Raw genomic sequence first — 26,099 nt, 5'->3', positions numbered from 1 at the left:
GCAAATTTCGCTGTTTTTCAACATAATCTTAACAGAGGCAAAACATAGATAACCCTCGGCGAAGAGACAGACAGGTTTTCTGAGAAATTCTAAGATGAGTGTCCGTACGTCATTGGTGAATAATTAGAAAGAGGGGAAACAAAATGAGGGAAGATATGATCCGTGTGTTGGACCAAAGGGATTTTCTGGTGAAGGAAAACAAGAGGCTCCAGGAACAGTTGGAGCATGAACGCTTGAAAGTGTCCGTGTTGAAAAGGGAACTAGAGAAAGAAGAAAAGAGAACGCTCGTACCAAGCGGTGCGTGAATATAGAGTAATGCCGGACCATCCTACCTGGTCCGGTTTTTTTCTTTTCTAAAGATTCTACTGGATTCGACACGCGCGCTGTGAGATTATAATGGAAAGCCGTACATACAGGGAGGGGTTTTCCATGCAGGAACTATTGATCTATATCTGCCTATATCTTCTGCCCGCAGGAATGATGTTCCATTTAGCTCTCGATGTATGGGGGAGGAACCGGAGAAGCACCGAACATATCCTTCTCGGAAGCTACATTTTCTTATACGGAACATTGTTCTTCTTCGAATTCATCCGCAACCAGGTCGATATTTCCTACAGTCCATTCATCACCACTTACCTGTTCGGAAACGCAGGTCTGCTTCTATTATCGCTATCTCTTCATTTTATCTTCAAAGTTACCCACCTTTATAAACGAATGGCTGCTTATTTGTATCCTTGGATCTTTTACGTCCCTGCCGTCCCGGTGCTTCTGACCCTGCTGCTGCAGACGAATCTGACGAATAGTGCGGCATTTGAACACGTCGGTTTGTTCCACTACCCTGAGTACAATACGGAATACCTGATGACGATGACCATTGGGAACGTCTTTCACTTCGGTATTGTACTCCTGCTCGTGTACCTCTATAAAACAGCCAGGGTACCTGTTCAAAAACGTGTATTGAAAACGTTGATGATCGTAGCCGGACTTGTTCTTATCTGGGATGTCATCTTCGGCTATTTGGAGATCCGAGGCTTCCTGCCGCCGTATCCATATATCTATGGCGGTATTATCTGGGCTTTTGCATTAAATATTGCCATGAAAAAGTTCGATTTCCTTGCTTCATACAGTAGAAGATTCTCCATCTTATATGATCTAAATCCATCGTCCATCCTTTTAATAGATAGAAAGGGAAGGATCGACAGTGCGAATCCGGCGACGAACAAACTGCTCCGCTATGTAAAACTTACCGGACACAATCTGACCGATTCCCTTGCTGAATCCTTCAAGGAGGCGACAATGTCCGCCTTGGATGAGGCTTTTGAGACGGGAGGGAAATTCTCCGGACTCGAATCTAAAATCGTCACGGCCGATGGCCGGGAACGATTCGTTCTTATCGACGGTGATTTCCTGCTGATCGACCAGCGTATCTATCTGATGCTTATCATACGGGATATCCATATGATGAAAGAAGCCCGATCTACCGCCGAGTTTCTCGCCTACCATGATCCGCTCACAAAACTCCCGAACCGCCGCCGATTTTATGAGAAAGCAGAGGGAGCGCTCGCAGGGAAAGAAAATATGGCCCTTCTCGTATTCGATCTGGACGGATTTAAAACCATTAATGATACTTACGGCCACCAAGTAGGCGATGATTTTCTCGTTCATATCGCCGACAGCCTGACAGAATTCATCCCACCAGACGGATTTGCTGCCCGCGTCGGCGGGGATGAATTTTACGGAATGATTCATTATGAAAATCGCGAAGAACTGGAGTCGAGAGTTACCTTCTTGACGAAAGAAATAAGACAGCGCGTCTTTCACTATGGAACCATAGACATTCCTGTACGCTTCAGTCTCGGCATCAGCTGCTTTCCGGAGCATGGAGATGAGTTGGAAGTGTTGATAGCGAAGGCGGACGAGGCGATGTACGTGGTTAAGCAGGAAAGACGAAATGGACACAGCTTCTGGTCGAGCCGGACGGGAGTTACAAGCCCCTCTAAATAGGACCGGTGCAGATGGTTTTTCATCGCTTTCTTCGTGGTACATAATAGGAGAGTAGTGATAATAAGGGAGATGAATAGTTATGGACAAATCTATCCGTTTAGGTAAATCTGACTTGCACATCAATCCGATCGGCCTTGGAACGAATGCTGTCGGCGGACATAACCTCTACCCGAACCTTGATGAAGAGCAGGGGAAGGATGTCGTCCGTACAGCGATTAACCAAGGGATGAACTTTCTTGATACAGCCTTCATTTATGGGCCGGAGCGTTCAGAAGAGCTTGTCGGGCAGGTCATGAAAGAATACAAGCGTGAAGAGATCGTCCTTGCGACAAAAGGCGCCCACGAATTCAAAGGGGACGATGTGGTCATAAACAACCGGCCTGAATTTCTAAAACAAGCGGTCGAAGGAAGCTTGAAGCGTCTGGATACCGATTATATCGACCTCTTCTACATTCACTTCCCTGATGAAGATACACCGAAGGATGAAGCAGTCGGTATGTTGAAAGATTTGAAAGATCAAGGGAAAATCCGCTCGATCGGAGTTTCCAACTTCTCTGTCGAACAACTGAAAGAAGCCAATAAAGACGGCTATGTTGACGTCATTCAGGGTGAATACAACCTGTTTAAACGCGAAGCAGAAAAGGATATGCTGCCTTACACAGCAGACAACCAAATTTCCTTTGTGCCGTATTTCCCATTCGCATCCGGACTGCTTGCAGGTAAGTATGATGAAAATACGACATTCAATGACCTGCGTGCGAAGGATCCGCTTTTCCAGGGAGAAGCATTTAAACAGAACCTCGCCAAAGTTGAGCAGCTCCGCCCGATCGCTGAGCAGAAGGGTGTGGAAATTCCACATATTGTTCTCGCCTGGTATTTGAATCAGCCGTCCATCGACGCCGTTATACCTGGTGCAAAACGTGCATCCCAGGTCATTGATAACTTGAAGACGTTGGAAGTCTCCTTGACGGATGATGATATTTCCAAGATCGATCATATATTTTCATAACGTCAAGAACTCGGAACTCCCTTAACGGGGAGTTCTATTTTTTAGGGAGCTGATCTTTTGAAAAAACTATTACTAACAGGGTTTGAACCATTTCTCCATTATCCAATCAATCCCACGCAGCAGATCGTGGAAGAACTTAAAGGAAGCGAGGTGAATGGATATAGAATAGAAGGAGAAATCCTTCCTGTAGATTTTAACCGGTCAGGAAAGGAAATAAAGAAGCATATAGACCGCGTTCGACCGGATGCAGTTATTTCCCTCGGTTTGGCAGGAGGACGTGACAAAGTGACCCCGGAGCGAGTCGCTGTCAACTGGAATGAAAGCAGCGAGAAGGACAATGAGGGAAATACTCCCGATGGAGAAAAGATTTATTCTCAGGGTCCGGACGGAATCTTCTCCACGCTTCCAGTGAAAGAGATGGTTCAAGTCATAAAAAAGAACGGTTTTCCGTCGGAAATATCTAACACAGCAGGGACTTACTTATGTAACCATGTGATGTACCAGGTGCTCTATTATTTCCGACAACAGAATCGAAGTACACCATCAGGATTCATACATATTCCCGCCTCACATGAATTAGCCGTTCGACACGGAAATCTCCCGAGCTGGTCTCTGGAAGATTTGGCAGCAGCGGTAAAAGCTGCGATTGAAGTAGTAACTTATGATTAATCTGACTTTTTCGACGTCCTTTTCCTTATTCATGAGGAAAAGGACGTTTTTTGTATGGATCGTGTCCCTATTGGGAATACAGCTGACACGATCCATCATTTCCCGGGAAATGTAGAGATGTGGACTTTGGATAAGAGGAAACTCGTAAAAAGGATAACTGTTTCGTGTTTCGAAAAATTCCAATAAAAAAATTATGGAGGAATCTACCTTTTTGTGTGTTTATAACAATTGATATATCAACATTCCACTATTATTATCTAAAAAATTTTAATTATAGTAAAATAAAGACTTTTTCATTTATTACTTACATATGTCGAATTTTGATTTATAATGAAATTTCTAAAAACTAACACACTTTTACAAATGGAGGGAATAATTGTGCAGGCAACTATTGATAACGCACCGAAACAAGGTAATGGAAAACATCCGCCTGGTTTATTCCTGCTCTTCATTACGGAAATGTGGGAACGCTACAGTTATTACGGCATTCGTTCCTTTCTTGTTCTATACTTGACGGCTGAGCTGGTAAGCGGCGGTCTTGGAATGAGTGACAGTCAAGCGCTTGTTCTATATGGTAACTATATTGGTCTCGTTTACTTGACTCCGATGATCGGCGGCTGGCTGACGGACAAGTTCATGGGATTGCGGACAGGGATCACCATCGGTGGTATCACAATGGCTGTTGGTGACTTTACATTGTTTCTCGTGCAAGAGCAATGGGGATTATACTTAGGATTGCTTCTATTAATTATAGGTAACGGTTTCTTCAAACCGAATATTTCCACCCTCGTGGGTGAGCTCTATGATAAGAATGATTCAAGGAAAGACTCTGCATTCACCATCTTCTATATGGGAATCAACCTTGGTGCTTTCTTCTCACCATTGATTGCGGGTCTCCTTTATCAGGATATTTTTTACTCCACCGTAAATGGAGTAGAGCACTTCGGTTTCAAATTCGCATTCCTTGCATCTTCTCTCGGTATGATCATCGGTCAGGTTCTTTTTAATGCACTTTCTAAGAAATACTTGGGTGATATCGGTACGAAGCCTGCCCGTACGAAGGCGGCTCCCGTAAAGAAAGAGAAGGCGAAGCCGCTTACGAAACAAGAGAAACAGCGGACGTTGGTCATATTGATTCTCGCTGTGTTTGTCATCATGTTCTGGGTAGGATTCGAGCAGGCAGGTGCATCATTCACGTTATACACACGAGATTTCATTGACCGTACCATCTTCGGATATGAAGTGCCTGTATCCTGGTTCCAGTCCTTGAACCCGCTGTTCATCCTGCTTTTTGCACCAGTCGTGTCAGCTATATGGTTGAAACTGACGAAAACGAAGCGTGGGGATTTCAGTGTACCGACAAAAATGGCGTTCGGCCTCATTCTGTTAGGACTTGGTTTCATGGTCTTGATCCCTGCAGTAATGGCCACAGGCAGTGATCCGGATAATGTAACGATGAAAGTAAGCGCTGGCTTCATGGTGATCACATACCTGCTTCATACGATAGGAGAGCTTTGTCTGTCACCAATCGGCTTGTCGATGGTTACGAAAATGTCCCCTGTCAAGTTCGCCTCTGTGTTAATGGGCGTATGGTTCTTAAGTAACGCAGCATCCAACAAGCTTGCCGGTGTCGTTGCATCATGGACGACAGAGGCAGGTTACCTGGAGATCTATGTTTATATCGGTCTGGCTGCCATCATTCTCGGCTTCATTCTTCTCGCATTGACCAAGCAGATTCAGAAACTCATGAACTTGGAAGAGCTGGAGAAAGAAGATCAAGTGAAAACAGCATAACGAAGGAAGGACTTCCAATTAAGGAAGTCCTTTTTTTTTACGTATGAATAAGCACTCGTTTATGCCGCTTCTGTTCTGTTTTCATCATCAAATATGGGAGCACCCAGCGGTCGAGGCCGTAACGTCCTGCGTTCGCACCTGCGACGAGGAGGAATATGGCTAATATCGCCATTTGCGGATTGGTGCTTGTCGTTCCGCTTAACAGGAAGCTGAAGTTCATCATGATTCCGCCAAGAGCGGCAAGGTTCGTAAATAAGCCGAGTATCAATGCCAGACCTACGAGAACTTCGCCCCACATGACGAGGAAGGCGAACAGTTCGTGGTTTGGAAGTGCCACTTGTTCAAGAAATACGGCCCACCAGCTTTGGACAGCTGGATGCGCCCCTTCCGCTTTGCCGATCGCCCCTTGCAGAAACCCCTGAACTTCGAAGCCTCCTGTTAATTTTCCAATACCGGAAGTCAGCCACACATACCCAAGATACAACCGTACGAACGTCAACACACCAGCAGCAACCTTGTTATTCCGCAAAAGATCATTAATCATTTTTCTCACTCCTTTTAGTTTGTTCACCACTTCACATGATAATGGATAAGAGCTCTTCCTTACACTTACAGTATAAGCTGGAAAAGGATGGAGGGCTATAACTTTGTTCACCATTTCACAAATTGGTCGATAACATATGTCTTTATCATGACTATTGCACGGTTCCTGTTTACTTTTATGAAAAGAAGCCTCCAAAGCATAGAGGCTTCTTTTCACACTGCTTGGTCCTTTCGTAAACGCAGGTGCTTCATCCCTTTGAAAATACGGAAAATGCTGTTAGCTGCAATCAGTGTTCCAATCGCCATATAGAAGACTTGGAAGCCATCGAGGGCATAAACCGTGACGATGAAAAAGGCCAGCACAAGGATGATTCCGTGAAAAATAGTATTGAAAAGCATGAATCGTTTAGTCACTCGTAATCACTCCGTTCCTTGGTTTTCTACCTCATGGTACCTCAATTATCTGGAAAATAAAAGAAGTGATCTTTCATGATTTTATAAAAAAAGAACAGAGGGGGGTATCCCTCTGTTCTTTCAACTTGGTGAAGTAATACATTTCATAGGTAGAGGAAGTGTTTAAAACGGGACGCCTTCCACGGGGCGGCAGGTGAGCGTCCTCATCGCTGCATTATTCCGCCGTTGGACGCTGCCTGTTTCTCTCCGCCCCTTGCCGTAATGGGGCTTCCATAATCACATCGAGGTAATTCGAGCTTACAACTCTTTTCTCAACCGGATAAGTTTTTTAGATAACTCCGATCACATCAAGCATAACGATGATGATTAGTAAGGGTGCGACATAGCGAAGCAGGATGAACCACATATTGAACAACCCTTTTTTCAGACTGCTGCCATGACTGAGTTCTTCATATAAAGCGCTTTTCTTCATTTTATTTGCGACAAACAGGGCAATCAACAGGGAACCAATCGGGAACAGGACGTTACTGACGGCGTAATCCATGTTGTCGAAGAACGTACGGCCGAACAGCGTATAGTCTGCGAGTAAGCCGTAGGAAAGTGTGGACGGCGTACCGACGATAAAGATCGCAAGTCCGATGATCCAGGCCCATTTTTTCCTTTTCCGAGCGTCCCCTTTTGATAGGACGGAAACGATGATCTCAAGCATCGAGAAGGCAGAGGTCAAAGCTGCGAATAGGAACAAAAGCAGGAATGCCCCGAAGAATACCATGCCGAAAGGAAGCTGGCTGAAGATCGTCGGGAGTACCTGGAATAGCAACACAGGCCCAGCATCCGGTTCAAGTCCGAAGGCGAAGACAGCAGGGAAAATAGCAAGCCCCGCCAACAATACGATGAAGATGTTCATTCCACCGATGGAAAAGGCCGCTCTAGGAAGACTTTCTGATTTTGGCAGGTAAGAGCTGTACGTCACCATGACGGACACGCCGACACTGAGAGTGAAGAAGGACTGCCCCATTGCTTCCAGAACGGTTTGTGATGTTACTTTGCTGAAATCCGGCTGCAGCAGGAACGTGATTCCTTCCATAGCTCCGTCGAGCGTCACAGCACGGATGACAAGCAGGATAAATAGTAAGAATAAGACCGGCATCATAATTTTACTGGCTTGCTCAATACCCTTTTGAACGCCTCGAGCTACTACTAGAATCGTAAGGATCATAAAGATAAACTGGACGAGCAGGCTGATTCCGGGATTGGAAATGGTGCTCCCGAAAACATCCGCGTAATCGGTTGAGGACAAATCATTGAGTTGGCCCGTGATGACTTTGTATAAATAAGCCACAATCCAGCCGCCGATGACACTATAGAAGGATAAAAGCAGGAATGAAGTAATCATTCCGAGAATACCTACCCAATGCCACTTCGTCCGGGGGGCGATTTCTTTATAGGATGCAATGGCGTCTTTCTGGGATGTACGTCCAATGGAGAATTCCGCCAGAAGCAGCGGAAGCCCGAGAAACAAAGTAAATAAGATGAAGAGAAGAAAGAATGCTCCTCCTCCATTTTGACCGGCAATATACGGGAATTTCCATATTGCACCCAGTCCGATAGCGGATCCTGCGGCTGCAAGAATGAAGCCGAGCTTGGATGTCCATTGCTCTTGTTGTTTCATAGTGACTAAGCTCCTTTTCCAATGAAATTGAAAGACTCTTTGGCGCAGAGAACCACTAAAGTCTTCCTCCGAAAAAACAATAAAAAATCGCCCCTACATGCCGTAGGGACGATTTTTTATCGCGGTACCACCCTGGTTATGGAGACAAAAAATCCCCATCACTCAAACGTATAACGGTCGTCACCGTCTTCTGCCCGAAGGCAAAAAAAGCTCCAGAAATGAAATTCACGTACCTTTTGTGTGCCGGTTCCCACCAACCACCGGTTCTCTGTGACAGGGAAAAAGTCGCTACTGTATTTCTTTCAAAGCCGTTCTGCATGTTTATTGGTTGTTATCATTTTTATCATGCTTTCTATAAGGTTGTCAATCTATTTTGGAAATAGCGGAAGGCCGTATAGAAATAGTCCCTGTCAGAAGGGGTGTTTGCAAGTGGGAGTGGAAAAATTTAGATAAACAAAGGGATTTCGAGTGTTATAAACCCAAGGCGAAAAAAGGAACAATATTTTCGGAATAATCAAAATATAGGTGGCGTCCCGTCTTTTCTTGGTGTATCCTTAATAGGAACATACGTTCTTAAAAATTGAAGAAGGAGTGGTTGAAATGTCTATCAAATTGACCCCTTATTTAGTGTTCGACGGGAATGCAAGAGAGGCACTGGCTTTTTATGAAGAAGCACTCCAGGGCCGTATAACAGGAATCATGAAGTTCAAGGACATGCCTGAAAACCCTGATCATCCACTGCCGGACGAAATGAAAGACCGGATTATGCATGCACAATTGAAAGCAGGAGAGGCAGACATCATGTTTTCAGATTCGTATCCCGGCATGTCTTTAAAACAGGGAGAAAACGTCCAATTGGCCATTCTTCCTGATGATGAGGAGACGGCGCAGCATATCTTCGACGCGCTTGCGGCGGAAGGGGAGACCATCATGCCTCTGCAGAAGACGGATTGGAGTCCGGTCTACGGGCAGGTAAAGGACAAGTTCGGCATCACATTCCAAATTAATGTGGATGAGGAACCTTCCAGCTGATCTTTACTTTCTTTTATTTGTGGGAGATACTGTCTGCCTGTGTCTCCCTTTCCTCCTTCAATCCTTCAATATAACTCTCCAACATCAATTGTATAATAATGGTCATAAGCTCAGCTGCCCTCCGATAGGATAAATACGTGCTGACTTTTCCAGTCCCTCCGGTCCAAAATATGCTGAATAGATATTTAGTTGGATAATCAAGGCATATTTTTTGTATTTTTTTGCCGATTATGTGTAGGAATGGGGTATATATCGTTGTATAATGAGGAAGGTTTTTCAAGAAATATGGACATTTCTTGAAACTTTTCTCAAACGACTCACGTAAGTATAGTCAGAAAAGGTATTAAAAAGAAGAAAGGGAGAGGTACATGAGCGAACAACCAAAGAAAAAAGGGATGAATAAGTGGTTAATTATCATCCTGACAGTCGTAGTTATTGCAGCAATCGGAGGAACGGCTTTTGCATTACTTAAAGAGAACAATCCTATGGTTATGTACATGGATGCTCAGAAGAATACGATCGATGAGCAGACAGAACGCATGGCTGAATACACAGAAGACCAGATGGAACTTGCAGACCGTCAAATGAAAGAAGCGTATAAGTCGGAAGGCACAGTGACAATGGATATGAATTTCCAAGGAGACCAGGTCCAACAGGTCTTCCCTGAAGTAGCGATGATTCAAGGGGTCCTTTCAACCGTGCAGTTGAATCTCGACAGCAAGTACAATCCTGAAACAAAGGAACTTTACGGCGGCATGGATCTGCAGATGCAGGGAAGCAGTTTGGCAAATGGTAACTTCTATCAGAGCGAAGATACTTTCGCTGCACAGGCTCCATTTGTATATGATAAGTATTTTGCATTCGGCAACGATCAGCTTGGTGATGTCCTTACCAAATACACAGGATCTTCCGAAGGTTTGGAAGAACTCCCTAATTTCGCTGAATATGCGCAGTCTCAAATGACGCAGGAAGAAGCGAAAGAAATGTTGACAGAGTATGCAGTAGCTTTGGGTAAAGAGTTGAAGCAGGATCAGTTCACGCTTTCTGAAGGCGAAGAATTTGAAGGCGAGAAATATGATAAAGTAACGATTGAAATCAGTGAAAAAGAAGCGAAGCAGATGCTTGTTACCCTTCTTGAGAAAGTGAAAGAAGATGAGCGCATCCAGGATACGCTGGAACAGCAGGCAGCGCTTCAAGGAAATGTCGAAGGAGTTCAAATGGAAGACCTTCAGGCAGAGCTTGATAAAGCAATCGAAAATATCGATAAAGTTAAAATCCCTGGTGGAATCACTGGTGAAGCCTACATCAAGGACGATTTAGTAGCCCACCAGACTTGGACAATGAACATTGCTGATGATACGGACGAAACAATTAAGGTTGCAATCTCTAACGACTACATGAAGGATGGCGAAGATAAGTACACGTCTACCTTTGATGTTAACCTTTCCCCTGACAGTAAAGACGAGAGCATTGCTGTTAAGTATGAAGAGAAAGGTGAAGAGAAAGATAAAGGACTTCACGTTGATTATACAATCGGAGTGAAGTCAGACTTCGAGCAGGATAACTTTACAGCCGACCTTCTTTTGAACACGGACTATACGAACGAAGGTTCTAAGTCAGACTTCGAACTGAAACTTGGCGGAGAAGCTTTCGAACAGCAGGCAATGCCGGCGATTTCTGGATTTATCAACACGACTTCCAAGGAAGACGGCGACAATAAAGTCAACCAGAAAACAGATTTCGGTTTGAATCTGAGCATGGATGATCCTGCGATGGGCAATATGTCTGCAGACCTTGAGTTCAATTTCGACAACAACTTGACGTTTACGGATGACCTTGAGTTCCCGGCACTGGAAGAGAACAACACAGTTCAGCTTATGGACGTTTCCGATGAGGAAATGATGCAGATTGGTCAAGAAGTTCAAATGAACTTCCAGGAACATCTTAACTCCATTATGGGCGGTTTCGGTGCAGGTTTCTAATCCGATGAACACCCTGAATGAGAAAAGGAGGCAGGTCGTATGAATGGGTTCTCGTTATTGCGTTATGAAATGAGGGCAGCCGTCAAACGGCCTGCCCCTCTTTTTTTATCTATTGCTATTCCCTTACTATTGATCGTACTCGTAGCATTGATGCTTCAAAGCTTCGTAGAAGAAGGCGCAGAGCCTGTACGGGCGGCGGTGGTTGATGAGGACGATACGTTCCAGACAAAAGCACTTATCAATCAGCTTTCAGAAGAGAAGCGGCTGAGTCAGGCATTGACGCTTACCCCGATGGATGCGAAAGAGGCAGAAGCGGCTTTTGAACAAGGGGAGCTTGCCGGTGTCATGATGATTCCGGAAGGATTTACGAGCAGTCTGATGAACGGTGAGAATGATCCAATCGTTGTCATGACGAATGAAGACGATCCTGTGGATGCAACGATGCTTCAAGTACTTCTGGATAGTGGAGCCGACTACATATCGGCCTCCCAGAGTGCTGTTAATGCTGTTTATGATTTAAGTATCCGCGAAATGCCTGAAGGGGAAAGAAACAGACGGCTTCAGGAGGTCATCATAACTTATAGTTTATTCGCACTTGACCGGAACGATGTTTTTGAGGAAGAGATGGTGGTTTCAGGAGCCGGTATCGGATGGGAGAGGCATGCGTATCTCGCTGTTATGATGACGTTCATCTTCCTTTTTCTCGTTTGTTATCAGATGCTCGACGGAAACAGGGAAACAGGGTCCATTCTGATGAGGTGGCGGATGGCTGATATCACCTTTGTCCATTGGGTCATGGCAAAGCAGTGGAAATGGGGCTTTGTAACATTTGGAATGTTGGAGCTGCTCGTTGCAATCACTTCCCGCACAGATGCTGCATTGGTGCAGTCTCCGACCCTTCATCTTGGGCTTCTGCTTGCCGCATTGTGGATGTCTGCCTTTGCCGTTCTCCTTTTCTCTCTACAAATCCCGGCAGGCATGAGGTTCTTAATCTTATTTGTTATATCCATTATCGGTCTTTTAAGTGCTGGGGCATGGGTGCCGAGAATTTATTTACCTGAGTGGCTGTCCCAGAACTGGAATCCTTATCAATTAAGTTATGATGTCTTTCAATCAGCTCTGCTCGATGAGGATGAACGGGGACATCTGACAGGCTTGGCTTTGTGGGGCGTAGGTTTGAACATTCTTGGCTTGGCGGCTGCATTATGGAGGGAGAATCGGGATGCTTACTTATCTATCTTTACATCTAAATAAATGGAAGAAGCGCCCGGTTCTTTTTCTGCTGCTTTTCTTATTTCCACTTCTTTCGACATGTATTTTATATCCATTGCTTGAAAGGACAGCAGAAGAGACGGCTGTGCCGGTAGCCATTGCTGACGAGGATGACAGTTCCTACTCACGAATCATTCTCGAACGTCTTCAAGAGGCAGAACGGCTCCGTTTTACTGCTATGACGAAAGAAGAAGCAGAAAAAGCGGTAAGGAAAGGTACCATGGAGGCTGCCTTTATTTTGGAAAGCGGCCTTGAAGATACGATACGGCTTGGGCAGGTGGACAATGTTGTCACATGGATACGGGCGGATGAATCACTATTAGACGTTTTTGCTAAAGAGGCGGTTGGAGCTCAAGTTATGCGGCTTGCCCTCAATGCAAAAGCAGGGGTGGACGTCTCGGCAGCGAACGGCACGGCATCCTTTGAAGAAGCGTTTGCTTATTCGGAAGAGTTCTGGGAACCGGAGCCTTTGTTCCAAGTCCACTTTACGGAACGATCCCCGGAAAATCCATCAATGGAAGCTCCTAAACTGGAAGGCTGGCAGGTGATGGTTATCCAATTATATTTCTTGTACAGCTGGATGCTTGCTCTCTTCTTCCTTCGAACAATATTGGCTGACGATCGAGAAGGACGCCTTGATCGTATCCGATTGCTGCAGGGGACAACGACGCGCTATTTCTTTCATCATTTTCTATTGTTCGGTTTAGTTGGAATCGGCAGCTTCGCTCTGAGTATCTGCGGACTCTTTTATTTCGCTGCTACTCCTCAAGAGTTAATCGAGGAGTGGGTCATCCGCAGTATCCTTGTATTCGCTGTTACTTTATTCATCACCTGGTGTTTATTCATGGGGACGGGGAGAAAACGGTGGTCGATTCCTGTCTTACTGCTGCTTGCCCTCGCATCATTCATGTTGACCGTATCCGGAATCGGATACCTCGATATGTGGCCCCATTACTGGCTCGTGAAGAAATGGTAGGAAGGGAGTACAGTCATGATTCATTTACAAAACGTTTCCAAGAAATATAAACGAAAAGAAGTGCTTGAACCGTTTACTCTGACGATTCGAGAGGGAAGCTCCGTCGGTGTCATTGGTCCAAACGGTGCCGGTAAGTCCACGTTTCTAAAATTGGTTGCATCCCTCGATCGTCCTACGAAAGGAAAAGTCTTCTATGATGACATACCGTATGACAGGGCCGTGCGCCGTGTCCGGGCAGATATTGGTTACGTGCCACAGGACATTGCGCTCTATGAGGAATTGACAGTCAAAGAACAGATTTCCTTTTGGAGAAAACTGGAGAAGGGGAAAGTAGATGAAGGTTTTCTTCAGACGATGATCGAAATGCTGCGGCTTGACGAAGTGTACCAGCAGCGGGTGGATCGCCTTTCCGGGGGGTGGAAACGGAAAGTAAACTTATGCATCGGGCTGATGCGGAATCCTCGAATCTGTCTTTTGGATGAGCCTACGGCCGGCGTTGATCTGGCAGCGAAGGAGGATATTCTATCATGGTTAAGGCAGCTTCATGCAGATGGAAAGACGCTCATTTATATCAGCCATGACTGGTATGAATTAAAAACGCTGAGTGATGAGTTCCTTCTCTTTGCTGAAAAGAAACCGATCTTCCAAGGATCGCAGGCAGAGTGGAGGGAAAGGAAAGAAGAACTGCTTAAGTCCTATGAATCTCACAAAGAGTTAAAGCGTATTCTTGAATTTTCATAAACGAGACTTATTGGAAGACAGGGTCGGATGAATCAAGTGTCATTTGGTGTAGAATCCTCTCACTTTTTGAGGGGCTTCCTTCTTTTTATATAGTTCCAATCAACCGGATTTCTTTCCTTAGGGAGGGATCCGGTTTTTTATAAACGAAAATATTCATTATTTTACTAATTTTTTATACAATTTACACTAATGTTACATTTAATGTTATATAATGAATATTGTTGCAGAAATTAAAATTAATATGGGAGGTTTTGTTTTGAAGAAGAACTACTTCGTACGCAGTGTGAGTTCTGTGGTTGTCGGTTCGCTCGTTCTTGGAGCTTTCACGCTTCCAGCCGGAAATGTCCGCGCAGAAGCACCGACCGCTGATGATCTGCTGATCTCAGAGTATATCGAAGGATCCTCGTTCAACAAAGCTTTGGAATTGTACAATGGGACAGGCAGCGACCTGGACTTGAGTGCCTTCACGCTAGAAACCTATTTTAATGGAAAAACAGTAGACCCCGCCGAGCTCCAGCTCGAAGGAACCCTCAAAGCTGGTGAAGTTTATGTAATCGCCCACGCGCAAGCAGGAAAAGAGATCATGAATGTCGCCGATACCACGAATTCGCAGGTCGCTAACTTCAATGGTGACGACGTCATCGTTCTGAAGAAGAACGGTGAAGTCATCGATTCAATCGGCCAGATTGGATCCACCGACAAATACGCACTAGATGTGACACTGACCAGGAAGACGGACAGCCTGGCAGGCGATGTCAATCCTGATGATGCTTTTGACACCAGCACCTCATTTAAAAGCCTACCAAAAGATACATTTACTCATTTAGGGGAATACCCGGATGATGCCGATTCAGGTGATCCGGAAGATCCAGCTGCTCTCACAAGTATTGCGGATGCAAGAACGAATGACATTGGTACTGCAGTAAAAGTACAAGGTGTCGTGACAGCAATGTTCGAAGCCGGCGGCCTGACGAACGCATACATACAGGATGACACAGCAGGTATCATTGTCCGTGCTTCCGGTTTGACGGCAAACGTCGGTGATGAAATAACAGCTGAAGGAAGATTCGCAAGCTACTATGGAATGGCTCAGATTGAAACCGGCGGGGACAAAGTCGTCGTTACGACCCCTGCTAAAGGATTGCCTGCGCCTCAAGCCGTACAAGCGGCTGATTTTCAGGCAGAGTCCGGGGAAGCAATCGAAGGTGAATTCGTTCAAGTGGATGATATAGAAGTTACTGGTGAGAACGACCGTGGAGACTTCATTGCAGAAGATGACAGCGGCGAGTTCCTGATCAGTCCGGCAACTGCTCTTGCTCTGGAAAGCGGTAAGACATACGAAAGGCTGCAAGGTGTCGTTAATTACAGCTTTGATGAGTACCGTCTCGTGCCGAGAGATGAGGGCGATATCATTGAGAAGCTCTTCTCCGTGACGGCCAGCCCGGGGAGCGGTACAGTCAGTACCGGGACGAAGGTTACTCTGCAGACGGCCCAGCCGGATGCAGCGATACATTATACAGTGGACGGAACATCTCCCTCAGCAGACAGCAAAGCCTATGAAGGACCGATTGAGCTTACCGAAGACACGGTAGTCAAGGCTGTCGTCGTGAAAGAAGACGGCGAAACGAGCGAAGTATCTACATTCTCCTATGATGTCTTGGATGTGGAGGATATTGCTATTCATGATATTCAAGGGGAAGCCCACAGCTCTCCTTATGAGGGAGTCAACGTATCAAGTGTCGGTGGCATCGTTACGGCTCTTGATGGAACGAACGGCTTTTACATGCAGGAACCTGATCCAGATGATAATGATGCAACATCAGAAGGAATCTATGTCTACGCGAAAGGTTCCGGTGTGAAAGTCGGCGATGAAGTGTCGGTAAACGGAGAAGTGAAGGAATGGCGGGAGGACGGTTATGATGATGCAGCAGACCTTCTGACTACGCAGATTACTTCCACGTCCGTCACGGTACAGTCCTCGGGCAATGATCTACCGGCAGCCATTGTTCTCGGGGAAGACAGGATTCCTCCAACCGTAAAAATTAAAGAAGGAGACGCTTTTGATCCTGATAAAAACGGTTTGGATTTTTATGAAAGCCTGGAAGGAATGCGGGTGGAACTCAAGGATGCTACGGTCACCGGCCCACCTAAATATGACGAGCTCCCTGTCTATGTGAATACGAACGATGACCAGTTGTTTACAAATGCCGGAGGGCTGCTGGCTTCTCCTGAAGATTACAATCCGGAACGAATCCAGCTGGATGTAGATGGATTGGATGTCAACGCCAAAGTAGGAGACAAGTTGGATGGTTCTGTCACCGGAGTCGTCAGCTATGACTACAGTAATTTCAAAATCCGCCTGACGAGCGATTTTCCTGAAATTTTAGACGGCGGAACGAAAAGAGAGACGACCAAGCTGGAGAATGTCGAGGACGAACTGAATATCGCGTCCTATAACGTGGAGAATTTCTCTGCATCCACAGATCAGGATAAAGTCAATAAAATCGCTGAGTCGATCAACGCGAACCTGAAACAGCCGGATATCATCGGACTTGTCGAAGTCCAGGATAACAACGGGGCAGAAGATGACGGGACGGTCGAAGCGGATGAGTCTTATCAGAAATTAATAGATGCCATTAAAGCAGATGGCGGGCCGGAGTATGCCTTTACGGACATCGCTCCTGTCGATAAACAGGACGGTGGTCAGCCGGGAGGAAACATTCGTGTCGGCTTCCTTTACAATCCCGACCGTGTAACGATGACAGATAAAAAGGACGGAGACGCGGAGACGGCTGTCGAAGTGTCGGAAGATGGATTAAGCCTGAATCCGGGCCGTGTCGATCCGCTGAACGAAGCTTTTGAAGACTCGCGGAAGTCCTTGGCAGCAGAATTTGAATTCCAGGGAGAGAAAGTAATTGTCGTTGCGAACCACTTCAATTCTAAAGGTGGAGACGATGCGCTCTTCGGAGCCAATCATCCTGTGGAGCTTGGAAGTGAAGTGCAGCGAATGAAGCAGGCAGCCGTTCTTAACGGTTTTGTCCAGGATGTTATAGACAACGTGGATGATGCGAACGTCGTCGTACTTGGCGACTTGAACGACTTTGAGTTTTCGAAGCCGTTGGAAACGTTGAAAGGCGATATTTTAACAAACATGACAGAAATGCTTCCGATCACAGAACGTTATTCCTATAACTACCAGGGGAATGCCCAGGTGCTCGACCATATCCTGGTCAGCAATAACCTTGCCAAATTGGCGGAAATCGACAGTGTAAACATTAACTCAAATTTCTCTGAAGCAGACGGCAGAGCAAGTGACCACGATCCGATGCTTGCTCAATTGGAATTCGGTACGCAGGTAGAGCGCGTGTCTGGAGAAGACCGATATAAAACCGCTATTGAAGTATCTAAGCAGGGATGGGAGGAAGCAGATACCGTTGTTATTGCACGTGGAGACTCCTTCCCGGATGCTCTGGCAGGTGCACCGCTTGCCTTTAAAGAGGACGCACCGATTCTTTTAACGAAGTCGAAGCGTCTTTCGGCTGAAGTGAAGGCGGAAATCGAACGGTTGGGTGCGAAGAAGGCCATTATCTTAGGTGGAACAGGCGCAGTATCTGACTATGTCGGGTACCAGCTTAAGGGAGAAGGCTTGTCCGTAGAACGGATCAAAGGTGCTGATCGATATGAAACAGCAGCGAACATCGCTGCCCGCCTGGACGGCAGCCCGGATAAAGCAGTCGTAGCGGATGGGAGAAACTATCCGGATGCATTGTCAGCTGCCTCCTATGCAGCGGCCAACGGCTACCCGATTCTTCTGACTAAGACGGACAAACTGCCTGCAGAAACGAAACGTGCGTTGTCCGGTATGGAAGAGACCATCGTTCTCGGCGGAACGGCGGCAGTCAGTGAAGAGATCTTGAAGAAATTGCCGAATGCAACAAGGTACAGTGGTGCCACGCGTTATGATACGTCCGCAGAAATAGCTGGGAAACTGTTCGGAAAGACGAATCATGCCTTCGTCGCAACAGGAGCGGATTTTGCAGATGCGTTGACAGGTTCTGTTCTTGCAGCGAAGGAGAATGCCCCGATGCTGCTCGTGCAGAAACAGCAGATTCCTGAATCTATCGAACAAGTTATAGAAGAACAGGATTACAGTCAATATCACATTCTCGGTGGAACGAATGCGGTAAGTGATGATGTCATGGATGATTTAAAAGAGTAAATCATAACGATATAGGGGAGAGGTAGAACCATGAAGAAACTTAAACCATTGGCGGTTGTTGCTGCCACAGGAGCCATCGCTCTAGGTACGTTCGCTTTGCCATCGGGGGAAGTCCAGGCGGCAGAGGGGGATTTTGACTTAACCATCATGCACAGCAATGACACCCACGCGCATCTGTCCAGTGTTGCCCGTAAGGTGACACTGGTCGATCAAATCCGTGCAGCGCGTGATAATTCCATTCTGCTGGATGCCGGGGATGTGTTCTCCGGAACGCTTTTCTACAATCAGTACAAGGGTCTTGCTGATGTGAAGTTTATGAATATGATGGGCTATGATGCCATGGTTCCAGGAAACCATGAGTTCGACGACGGTCCTGAGCCGCTTGCCAACTTTATTGCGGAAGCAGATTTCCCAATTGTCAGTGCCAACATTGATTACAGCAAAAACGAACGATTGAATGCGGTATTCAAAAATGAAATCGGAAAACCGGGGGAAGCGGGAAACATTTATCCTGCAACGATCATTGATGTAGATGGCGAACAAGTCGGCGTATTCGGATTAACATCGGAAGAGACGGCATACCTATCTAATCCCGGAGAAACGATAGCTTTTGAAGATTACATTGAAAAAGCAGAAGAAACGGTGAAAATGCTTGAAGATGCGGGTGTAAACAAGGTCATCGCCTTAACACACGTCGGGGTCACTTATGATGACGACTTGGCTGAAAAAGTTGACGGCATCGACGTCATCATCGGCGGACACAGCCATACGCAGCTTGATGAGGCCGTTGTTTATGATGAGGGCGGAGAACCTACCATTGTCGTTCAAACGGGGGAATATAGTGAATTCCTTGGAGATCTTCAAGTAAGCTTCGACGAGGAAGGCGTCCTTACCAAGTGGGACGAGAACCTGATCGAAATTGACGCTAAGAACGAAGACGAGGAGTATATCATTGAGGCGGATCCTGAGGCGCAGGAGCTGCTGACCGAATTGGAAAAACCACTGGATGAGCTGAAACAGCAGGTGGTAGGAGAGACGACAGTTCCTCTGAACGGGGAACGGGCAGATGTCCGCCAGGGAGAGACCAACCTTGGGAACTTGATAACAGATTCCATGCTTTGGAAAGCACAAACGAGCGTTCCGGAAGCATCTATTGCCATTCATAACGGTGGAGGAATCCGTGCTTCCATTGATCAAGGTGAGATTACAATGGGTGAGGTATTGACGACAATGCCGTTTGCCAACAACCTTGTAACGCTTGATCTGACAGGAGACCAGATTCACCGTGCGCTTGAAAATGGTGTGAGCGATCTGGAAAACGGCGGCGGACGTTTTGCCCACGTTTCCGGTCTACAGTACACGTTTGACCGCTCCAATGAAGTCGGTAAACGAATTATCGATGTTAAAGTGAAGATGGACGACGGGTTTGAACCACTCGATCTGGACAAAGAATATACGATTGCGACGAACGCTTTCATTGCTGACGGCGGAGATGGCTATACAAGCTTCAAGGAAGCGAAAGATGCCGGTAAGATGAAAGAATTGTTCTTCGTTGACTATCAAGTATTCACAGAATATTTAGATGCAAAAGAAACCGTGTCCCCGAAAGAAGAAGGAAGAATCATCGAGAAGGCGACCGAGCGTGTTAAAGGAGCCGATCGTTATAAGACAGCCATCGAAATCTCGAAAAAAGGCTGGGATCACGCAGATACGGTTGTCATTGCACGGGGCGACGAATTCGCTGATGCCTTAGCTGGTGCGCCGCTTGCCTACCAGAAGGATGCGCCGATTCTTTTGACGAAGACAGATGGTCTGAGCAGTAAAGTGACAGAAGAAATCAAACGCCTTGGTGCGAAGAATGCGGTTATCCTTGGAGGGACCGGTGCCGTATCCAACTATGTGAAATATCAGCTTAATGGTATAGGAGTCCAGGTCGAGCGTATTTCCGGTAAGAACCGGTTCCAAACCGCTGCCGGTATCGCTGCCCGTCTTGGTGGAAATCCTGAGAACGTCATCGTAGCAGACGGCTTCAATTACCCAGATGCACTTGCAGTCGCTCCATACGCAGCGAAGGAAGGGTATCCGATTCTGTTATCTAAGACAGATAAGCTTCCTGCTATCACGAAGACAGCTCTCCGTGATTTCGACCAGAGTATCATCGTCGGTGGAACAAACGCTGTTTCGGAAGATGTAGAAGCTATGCTTCCTGCTCCGACCCGCTACAAAGGAGCCGATCGTTATGAAACAGCCTCCATCATTGCTGAGAAACTGACCGCACCAAAAGGGAAAACTTTTGTTGCGACAGGAGCGGATTTCGCTGATGCACTTACAGGGTCTGTCCTTGCTGCCAAACAAGATGCATCCATGCTTCTTGTCCGAAAAGACAAGCTGCCGGTAACGACAGAAGAAACAATCGAAAAACTTGATTTGAACAATTTCCAAGTCCTTGGCGGAACGAATGCCGTCAGTGATGAGGTAGCAGATCAATTAGAGCAGGAATAATAAACTGGAAAAACCACCTTCCCAATGGGAGGTGGTTTTTTTGTATGGAAAATTCGGAATATAACATTCTTTTTGAATTGTTTATTAAAATTCTAAAATATCCCTCTTTTTTTAAGGGGGTTATTATTTATTATTCGACAAATAGTTATTTTCTATGAAACAGATATTGTAGAATACTATCACTTATTCTATAATAATTGAGGTTATTGTAGAGATTAGTAAAGAATTTACACCATAGAGGAAGTGAAAAGACATGTTACTTATTCCGATCGTATTGATTTTGGTTCTTGTCATTGGTGCCCTGGAGTGGCAGCAGCACAAGAAACATATCAATGCACTCCCGATCCGTGTCAACGTGAACGGGGTTCGCGGAAAGTCAACCGTCACCCGCCTGATCACGGGGGTCGTTAAAGAAGCAGGTTATAAAACGATTGGAAAGACGACGGGAACATCCGCCCGCATGATTTTCTGGGATACGCCGGAAGAACAGCCGATCAAGCGTCGTGCGGAGGGCCCGAATATCCGTGAACAGCGGATGGTTGTCAAAGAAGCTGCAGATCGCGGTGCAGAAGCGCTGATCAGTGAGTGTATGGCGGTTAACCCTGATTATCAAGTCACATTCCAGGAGAAAATGCTGCAGGCCAATATCGGGGTTATTGTCAATGTATTGGAGGACCACATGGATGTGCTTGGGCCGACACTGGATGAAGTGGCGGATTCCTTTACAGCGACCATTCCATACAACGGACATTTGATCGTGACAGAAAGCCCTTATCTTGATATGTTCCGGGAAACAGCACAGGAACGTAATACTAAAGTTATTGTTGCAGATGATTCAAGAATACCGGATGACTTTCTGTTGAAGTTTGAATATATGGTGTTTCCGGAAAATGCATCGCTTGCTCTTGCCGTAGCAGAAGCCATCGGTATCGATGAAGAGACCGCTTTCCGGGGAATGTTGAACGCTCAGCCCGATCCAGGGGCAATGCGTATTCTCCCACTTGGAAACTATGAAAATCCTTCCTACTTCGTCAACGGGTTCGCGGCAAATGATGCCACTTCGACGATTAATATATGGAAACGGGTCGAGTTTCTAGGCTATCCAACTGAAAATCCGATTGTCATTATGAACTGCCGGGAGGACCGGGTCGATCGTACAGAACAGTTTGCCGAAGATGTCCTTCCATACATTCCGACAGATACACTTGTGCTGATCGGAGAAACGACGGAGCCGATTGTACAAGCCGTTGAAGAAGGAAGCATCAGGGTCGAGAACTTTATCGATCTGGAAGGAAAGTCTACAGACGAGATTATGGACGTGTTGGCTGGAATGATGAACGGCCGTGTCCTTTATGGTGTCGGTAACATCCATGGTGCAGCCGAACCGATGATTGAGCAATTACAGGAATATAAGGTTCAAAAACCACAAGTCATCTAGGAGGAAACAGATAAATGTTCGGTTCTGATTTATATATATCCCTCGTTTTGGGAATCATCTTGAGTTTAATATTTGCAGAAAAAACAGGCGTCCTGCCTGCGGGTCTTGTCGTCCCAGGATATTTGGCCCTCGTTTTTGATCAGCCAATCTTCTTGGCTGTCGTCTTTTTCCTGAGTTTGTTAACCTATGTGATCGTTACATACGGTATATCCAAATTCACTATTCTATACGGCCGTAGGAAATTCGCAGCTATGCTCAGTACGGGAATTGTGCTGAAGCTGCTGTTTGACTTTCTATATCCTGTCGTACCATTCGAAATCATGGAATTCCGTGGGATCGGGGTCATCGTACCTGGGTTGATCGCAAATACGATGCAGAAGCAGGGACTCGTCTTGACGACGGTCAGTACCCTTCTGCTCAGCGGTTTGACCTTCCTGATCATGACGGTTTATTACCTGATATAGGGTGGATGTAAAATGTCGAAAAAACTAACCTTTCAAGAAAAGTATTTAAAGACGCTGAAGCGGCAGAAAAAATCAACGAACAAACACGTCTGGATTGCCCTTCTTATCCTTACCTTGTTTATCGTCGGATTCGAATGGCTTTATTCACCGTCCGCTCCGGAAGCGGAACAGAAAGAGGGTTCTACATTCCGAGCCTCTTTCGTTGGTGACATGATGTTCGGCCGCCACGTAACGGATGTCCGGGATAAAAATGGGACGGATTACTTATTTGAGAATGTTTCCCCTTATTTCCAATCGTCTGATTATGTTACGGGAAACTTTGAAAATGCGGTAACGCTTGGAGAAGAAGATGCCTACACGGAAACAGATAAAGCGATTCTGCTCCGTTCGAATGAGGAACCGATTGAAGCTTTGAAAGCGAACAACTTCACCAATATCAATCTGGCAAATAACCACACGATGGACTACGGTGAACAAGGCTTGCTGGATACGACAGCATCACTGAAGCAATCGGGACTCGACTATGTTGGGGCTGGGGAAGATTTAGGAGAAGCAGAAGCAATCGATTATCAGGAAATCAATGGAATGACTGTGGCAACGCTTGGCGTAACGGATGTGACGGTTCCTGGATTCCGTGCCCTTGAATTCGGAGCAGGTGTGGCTGTGTCGGACCTGGACAGCGTTCTTCCAAGGGTCAAGGAAGCCGAAGAGAATGCGGATATAGTCTTCGTCCATATCCACTGGGGAGCGGAATATGATAACGAGCCGCATCCGAGACAAGAGGAAATGGCGCATGCGATCGTCGATGCGGGAGCAGACGTAATCATCGGCCACCATCCACACGTCTTATCGCCTGTGGAAGTCTATGACGATTCCGTCATCTTTTACAGTCTGGGCAACTTCATTTTTGACCAGGGGTGGTCCCGTACAAGAGACAGTGCTCTTGTTCAATATGATTTGATGGAAGATGGGACCGGACGTTTTGAAATAAATCCGATGCGGATCCGGGAAGCGCGGCCTTCCTTGACGAAGAATCCGTACACGCAGAAGAAAATCTTCATGCAGCTGACTCGCGGTCAGCCGGACGATAACTATACAGAAGAGAACGGCAAGCTCGTCATAGAAGTAGATCATTCCGATATTCTGAAGGAACAGAAAGCGCGTTAATTTCATTTTTATCATAAGGAGCTTATAGATAATGAAACTAGTTAAATCAATCGTACCCTTTGCTTTGTTGGCTGCTGCTCTTGTTTTTATGACACAATTCAAACAGGTAGAATCTCTTTCAGCGAACGAGGAAGTGCATATTGAGACATTCCAGAAACAGCAGGAAGAAGCGGAAGCACAGCCTGTGACCAGAGGCTCTGATAATATGGAAGCTGTGTCGAATGAAGCAGAGAAAGAATACGCCATCACAAGCGACGGCAGTGTCGTCCGCGTCTATGATGAAGAAGGCCAGCAAGTCTATGAAACTTCCCTTGCCGATTGGGAAGCGAACAAAGCGGACTACTACGAAAAGTACCAGTTAGGGTCTTAATACCCAAAGCACATCGACAACGGTGTGCTTTTTTCGTCGTATTGTTCTTCCGGGAGAAATCGCTTATAATTAGGAACGTTATTTTTGCCACATAGTGTATTAAATTAATAGAAGCAGATGATAAGTCAGTGGATATGGAAGAGGAAGGGAGCACGAATGCTTGGAGAATAAAGGGATATTCATCACCTTATTTATCGTCGTCATTTTAGGCGTCGGTTTCATTTATTACAGTCAAGGAAAATTCGATTTCCTGAAAAGTGACGAAACGGATTATGAGGTCGAGTCAACACCGGCCTTGGAAACGGCGAATGGGTACGGGGTCAGCTCCTCCCATCCACTTGCAGTCAAAGTCGGTATGGAAGTATTGGAAAACGGCGGAAATGCTGTAGATGCCGCAGTAGCGGTCAGCTATACGCTGGGGGTCGTTGAGCCGTACGGTTCCGGAATCGGCGGTGGAGGAGAGATGCTCGTCCTGCCTTCCGGAGAAGAGACACCGGTCAACTATAAGTATAAAGAAATCGCTCCCCCATCCGGAGCTAAGCCGGCAAGTAATTTTGCCATTCCTGGTGTAGTCAAAGGAATGGAGGCTGTGCATGAGGACTATGGAACGGTGGATATGGCAGAACTGATCGAGCCTGCCATCGGGTATGCGGAGAACGGATTTGCCAACGACCGCTTCATCACGGAACGTTTGACGGCCGCTTCCTACAGGATGCGTGCTTCGGATACGCCGAACTTCTTCCCGGAAGGGCTTCCGATCCAGCCGAATGAAACGCTCGTCCAGAAGGATTTGGCTGAAACGCTGCGTTTGATTCAAAAGGACGGAGCAGATGCGTTTTACAATGGACCAATCGCAGATGAAATCGTTGCACATGTCGACGGTCTTAAAAAGAGTGATTTCACTTCCTATGAGATTCAAAAGGATGAAGCTGTTCACGGGAAGTTTGCCGGGTATGACGTGTATTCGGCAGCACCTCCTCTTGCAGGACCGACATTGATTCAGTCACTGCAGATGGCAGACATGCTTGATATTAAGAGTGCGCAGGGAAATGATGCGGACTTCATCCACTTAATTGGAGAAATATCGAAGCGGACGTATCATGATCGGTTGAGTGAAATAGCCGATCCCCGTTATTTTGACAATGACTTCGACAAGCTTACAGATATCGATTATGCAGAAGAGATGGCTTCGACTATTTCTATGGACCGATTGTCTGAAGATTACCAAGTCAACGATTCGGTAGCGGACGAAGAGGATGATGATAACACGACCCACTTTGTAGTTATTGATAAAGACGGAATGGTCGTTACGGCAACGCACTCACTGAGTAACTTTTTCGGGTCCGGTCAGAACGTCGCTGGTGTCTTTCTGAATGATACGATGCGGAATTTCAGCAAGAGCGAAACAGGTGCGAACAAGTATGAACCAGGGAAACACCCAAGGAGCTTTACAGCGCCGACGATACTGAGGAATGAAGATCAATTGATCGGAATCGGTACGCCGGGAGGAAAACGGATTCCAATGGTGTTGACACAAGTACTTACCAGAAACCTTGTGTATGAGGAACCGCTAGAGGATGCGGTCAAGGAACCGCGTTTCTACATCGAAGATGACGATATTTATGTCGAGAAGGAATTCGATGAGGAAACGAGGCAGAAGCTTACAGAACGTGGATACACCGTCCATTTGGAGGATTCTCCGTTCTATTACGGTGGAATCCAGGGGCTGGTCGTTGATAAGCAGAACAGCACCATGTACGGCGTCGGAGACGACCGCCGCGGTGGTGCCTGGCAGGTTAAAGAAGAGTAGGAATTGACTCTTGAAAATCCA

General features: G+C 46.3%; 20 protein-coding genes and 1 other annotated feature. Of the genes, 17 read left to right on the top strand and 3 right to left on the bottom strand.

What is annotated here, in order from left to right; all coding sequences use genetic code 11:
• The first annotated feature begins 143 nt into the window (after positions 1-143).
• The 5 genes from QRD89_RS15240 (at position 144) to QRD89_RS15220 (ending at position 5,476) form a co-directional block, all read left to right on the top strand.
• Positions 144-305: a hypothetical protein gene (locus tag QRD89_RS15240; protein WP_161484912.1), complete on the top strand. Its 162-nt coding sequence runs from the start codon at positions 144-146 to the stop codon at positions 303-305.
• A 124-nt stretch (positions 306-429) separates the two neighbouring features.
• Positions 430-2,004: a sensor domain-containing diguanylate cyclase gene (locus QRD89_RS15235; protein ID WP_286095635.1), complete on the top strand. Its 1,575-nt coding sequence runs from the start codon at positions 430-432 to the stop codon at positions 2,002-2,004.
• Positions 2,005-2,083: 79 nt separating this feature from the next.
• Entirely contained in the window at positions 2,084-3,013 is a 930-nt protein-coding gene (locus QRD89_RS15230; RefSeq protein ID WP_286095634.1) for an aldo/keto reductase, read from the top strand.
• Positions 3,014-3,070: 57 nt separating this feature from the next.
• Positions 3,071-3,682, top strand: a complete 612-nt coding sequence (gene pcp / locus QRD89_RS15225; protein WP_286095633.1) for a pyroglutamyl-peptidase I — start codon at positions 3,071-3,073, stop codon at positions 3,680-3,682.
• Between the two features lie 363 nt (positions 3,683-4,045).
• Entirely contained in the window at positions 4,046-5,476 is a 1,431-nt protein-coding gene (locus tag QRD89_RS15220) for a peptide MFS transporter (protein ID WP_502875581.1), read from the top strand.
• 37 nt (positions 5,477-5,513) lie between these two features.
• On the opposite strand, the gene QRD89_RS15215 is transcribed toward QRD89_RS15220, so the two are convergent.
• The 3 genes from QRD89_RS15215 to QRD89_RS15205 all read right to left on the bottom strand — a co-directional run bounded on the left by QRD89_RS15215 (position 5,514) and on the right by QRD89_RS15205 (position 8,105).
• Positions 5,514-6,020: a DoxX family protein gene (locus QRD89_RS15215; protein ID WP_286095631.1), complete on the bottom strand. Its 507-nt coding sequence runs from the start codon at positions 6,018-6,020 to the stop codon at positions 5,514-5,516.
• 212 nt (positions 6,021-6,232) lie between these two features.
• Positions 6,233-6,433, bottom strand: coding sequence for a hypothetical protein (locus tag QRD89_RS15210; protein WP_008638683.1), 201 nt, complete (start codon positions 6,431-6,433; stop codon positions 6,233-6,235).
• A gap of 328 nt (positions 6,434-6,761) precedes the next feature.
• On the bottom strand, positions 6,762-8,105 hold the full coding sequence (locus QRD89_RS15205) for a sodium-dependent transporter (RefSeq protein WP_286095630.1): 1,344 nt from the start codon (positions 8,103-8,105) through the stop codon (positions 6,762-6,764).
• 101 nt (positions 8,106-8,206) lie between these two features.
• Positions 8,207-8,420 (bottom strand) — a binding site (T-box leader).
• 285 nt (positions 8,421-8,705) lie between these two features.
• On the opposite strand from QRD89_RS15205, the gene QRD89_RS15200 reads away from it, so the two are divergent.
• The 12 genes from QRD89_RS15200 to QRD89_RS15145 all read left to right on the top strand — a co-directional run bounded on the left by QRD89_RS15200 (position 8,706) and on the right by QRD89_RS15145 (position 26,078).
• Entirely contained in the window at positions 8,706-9,137 is a 432-nt protein-coding gene (locus QRD89_RS15200) for a VOC family protein (protein WP_062514421.1), read from the top strand.
• Positions 9,138-9,505: 368 nt separating this feature from the next.
• Positions 9,506-11,119, top strand: coding sequence for a DUF6583 family protein (locus tag QRD89_RS15195; RefSeq protein WP_286095629.1), 1,614 nt, complete (start codon positions 9,506-9,508; stop codon positions 11,117-11,119).
• Positions 11,120-11,158: 39 nt separating this feature from the next.
• Positions 11,159-12,373: an ABC transporter permease gene (locus tag QRD89_RS15190; protein WP_286095627.1), complete on the top strand. Its 1,215-nt coding sequence runs from the start codon at positions 11,159-11,161 to the stop codon at positions 12,371-12,373.
• Positions 12,342-13,367, top strand: a complete 1,026-nt coding sequence (locus QRD89_RS15185) for an ABC transporter permease (protein ID WP_286095626.1) — start codon at positions 12,342-12,344, stop codon at positions 13,365-13,367. The genes QRD89_RS15190 and QRD89_RS15185 overlap by 32 nt, the downstream gene beginning before the upstream one ends.
• A gap of 15 nt (positions 13,368-13,382) precedes the next feature.
• Entirely contained in the window at positions 13,383-14,108 is a 726-nt protein-coding gene (locus tag QRD89_RS15180; protein WP_286095625.1) for an ABC transporter ATP-binding protein, read from the top strand.
• A 256-nt stretch (positions 14,109-14,364) separates the two neighbouring features.
• Complete coding sequence (locus QRD89_RS15175) at positions 14,365-18,327, top strand: cell wall-binding repeat-containing protein (protein ID WP_286095624.1); 3,963 nt, start codon at positions 14,365-14,367, stop codon at positions 18,325-18,327.
• A 30-nt stretch (positions 18,328-18,357) separates the two neighbouring features.
• Positions 18,358-20,829 (top strand): cell wall-binding repeat-containing protein, encoded by a 2,472-nt coding sequence (locus tag QRD89_RS15170; RefSeq protein ID WP_286095623.1) that lies wholly within the window; start codon positions 18,358-18,360, stop codon positions 20,827-20,829.
• A gap of 253 nt (positions 20,830-21,082) precedes the next feature.
• The gene (pgsB, locus tag QRD89_RS15165; RefSeq protein ID WP_008636775.1) at positions 21,083-22,267 is read left to right on the top strand and encodes a poly-gamma-glutamate synthase PgsB; all 1,185 of its coding nucleotides are present in this window, start codon (positions 21,083-21,085) and stop codon (positions 22,265-22,267) included.
• 14 nt (positions 22,268-22,281) lie between these two features.
• Positions 22,282-22,731, top strand: coding sequence for a poly-gamma-glutamate biosynthesis protein PgsC (pgsC, locus tag QRD89_RS15160; protein ID WP_008636774.1), 450 nt, complete (start codon positions 22,282-22,284; stop codon positions 22,729-22,731).
• 12 nt (positions 22,732-22,743) lie between these two features.
• Positions 22,744-23,898 carry a CapA family protein gene (locus tag QRD89_RS15155; protein WP_286095622.1) on the top strand — a complete coding sequence of 385 codons (1,155 nt, stop codon included), beginning with the start codon at positions 22,744-22,746 and terminating at the stop codon, positions 23,896-23,898.
• Positions 23,899-23,929: 31 nt separating this feature from the next.
• Complete coding sequence (locus QRD89_RS15150; protein WP_026578125.1) at positions 23,930-24,268, top strand: hypothetical protein; 339 nt, start codon at positions 23,930-23,932, stop codon at positions 24,266-24,268.
• Between the two features lie 160 nt (positions 24,269-24,428).
• On the top strand, positions 24,429-26,078 hold the full coding sequence (locus tag QRD89_RS15145) for a gamma-glutamyltransferase family protein (protein ID WP_286095621.1): 1,650 nt from the start codon (positions 24,429-24,431) through the stop codon (positions 26,076-26,078).
• The last annotated feature ends 21 nt before the right edge of the window (positions 26,079-26,099 follow it).

The organism is Halobacillus sp. ACCC02827 (genome assembly GCF_030291935.1).
Classification (GTDB): Bacteria; Bacillota; Bacilli; order Bacillales; family Halobacillaceae; genus Halobacillus.
This window is presented reverse-complemented; position numbering and strand designations above follow the sequence as displayed.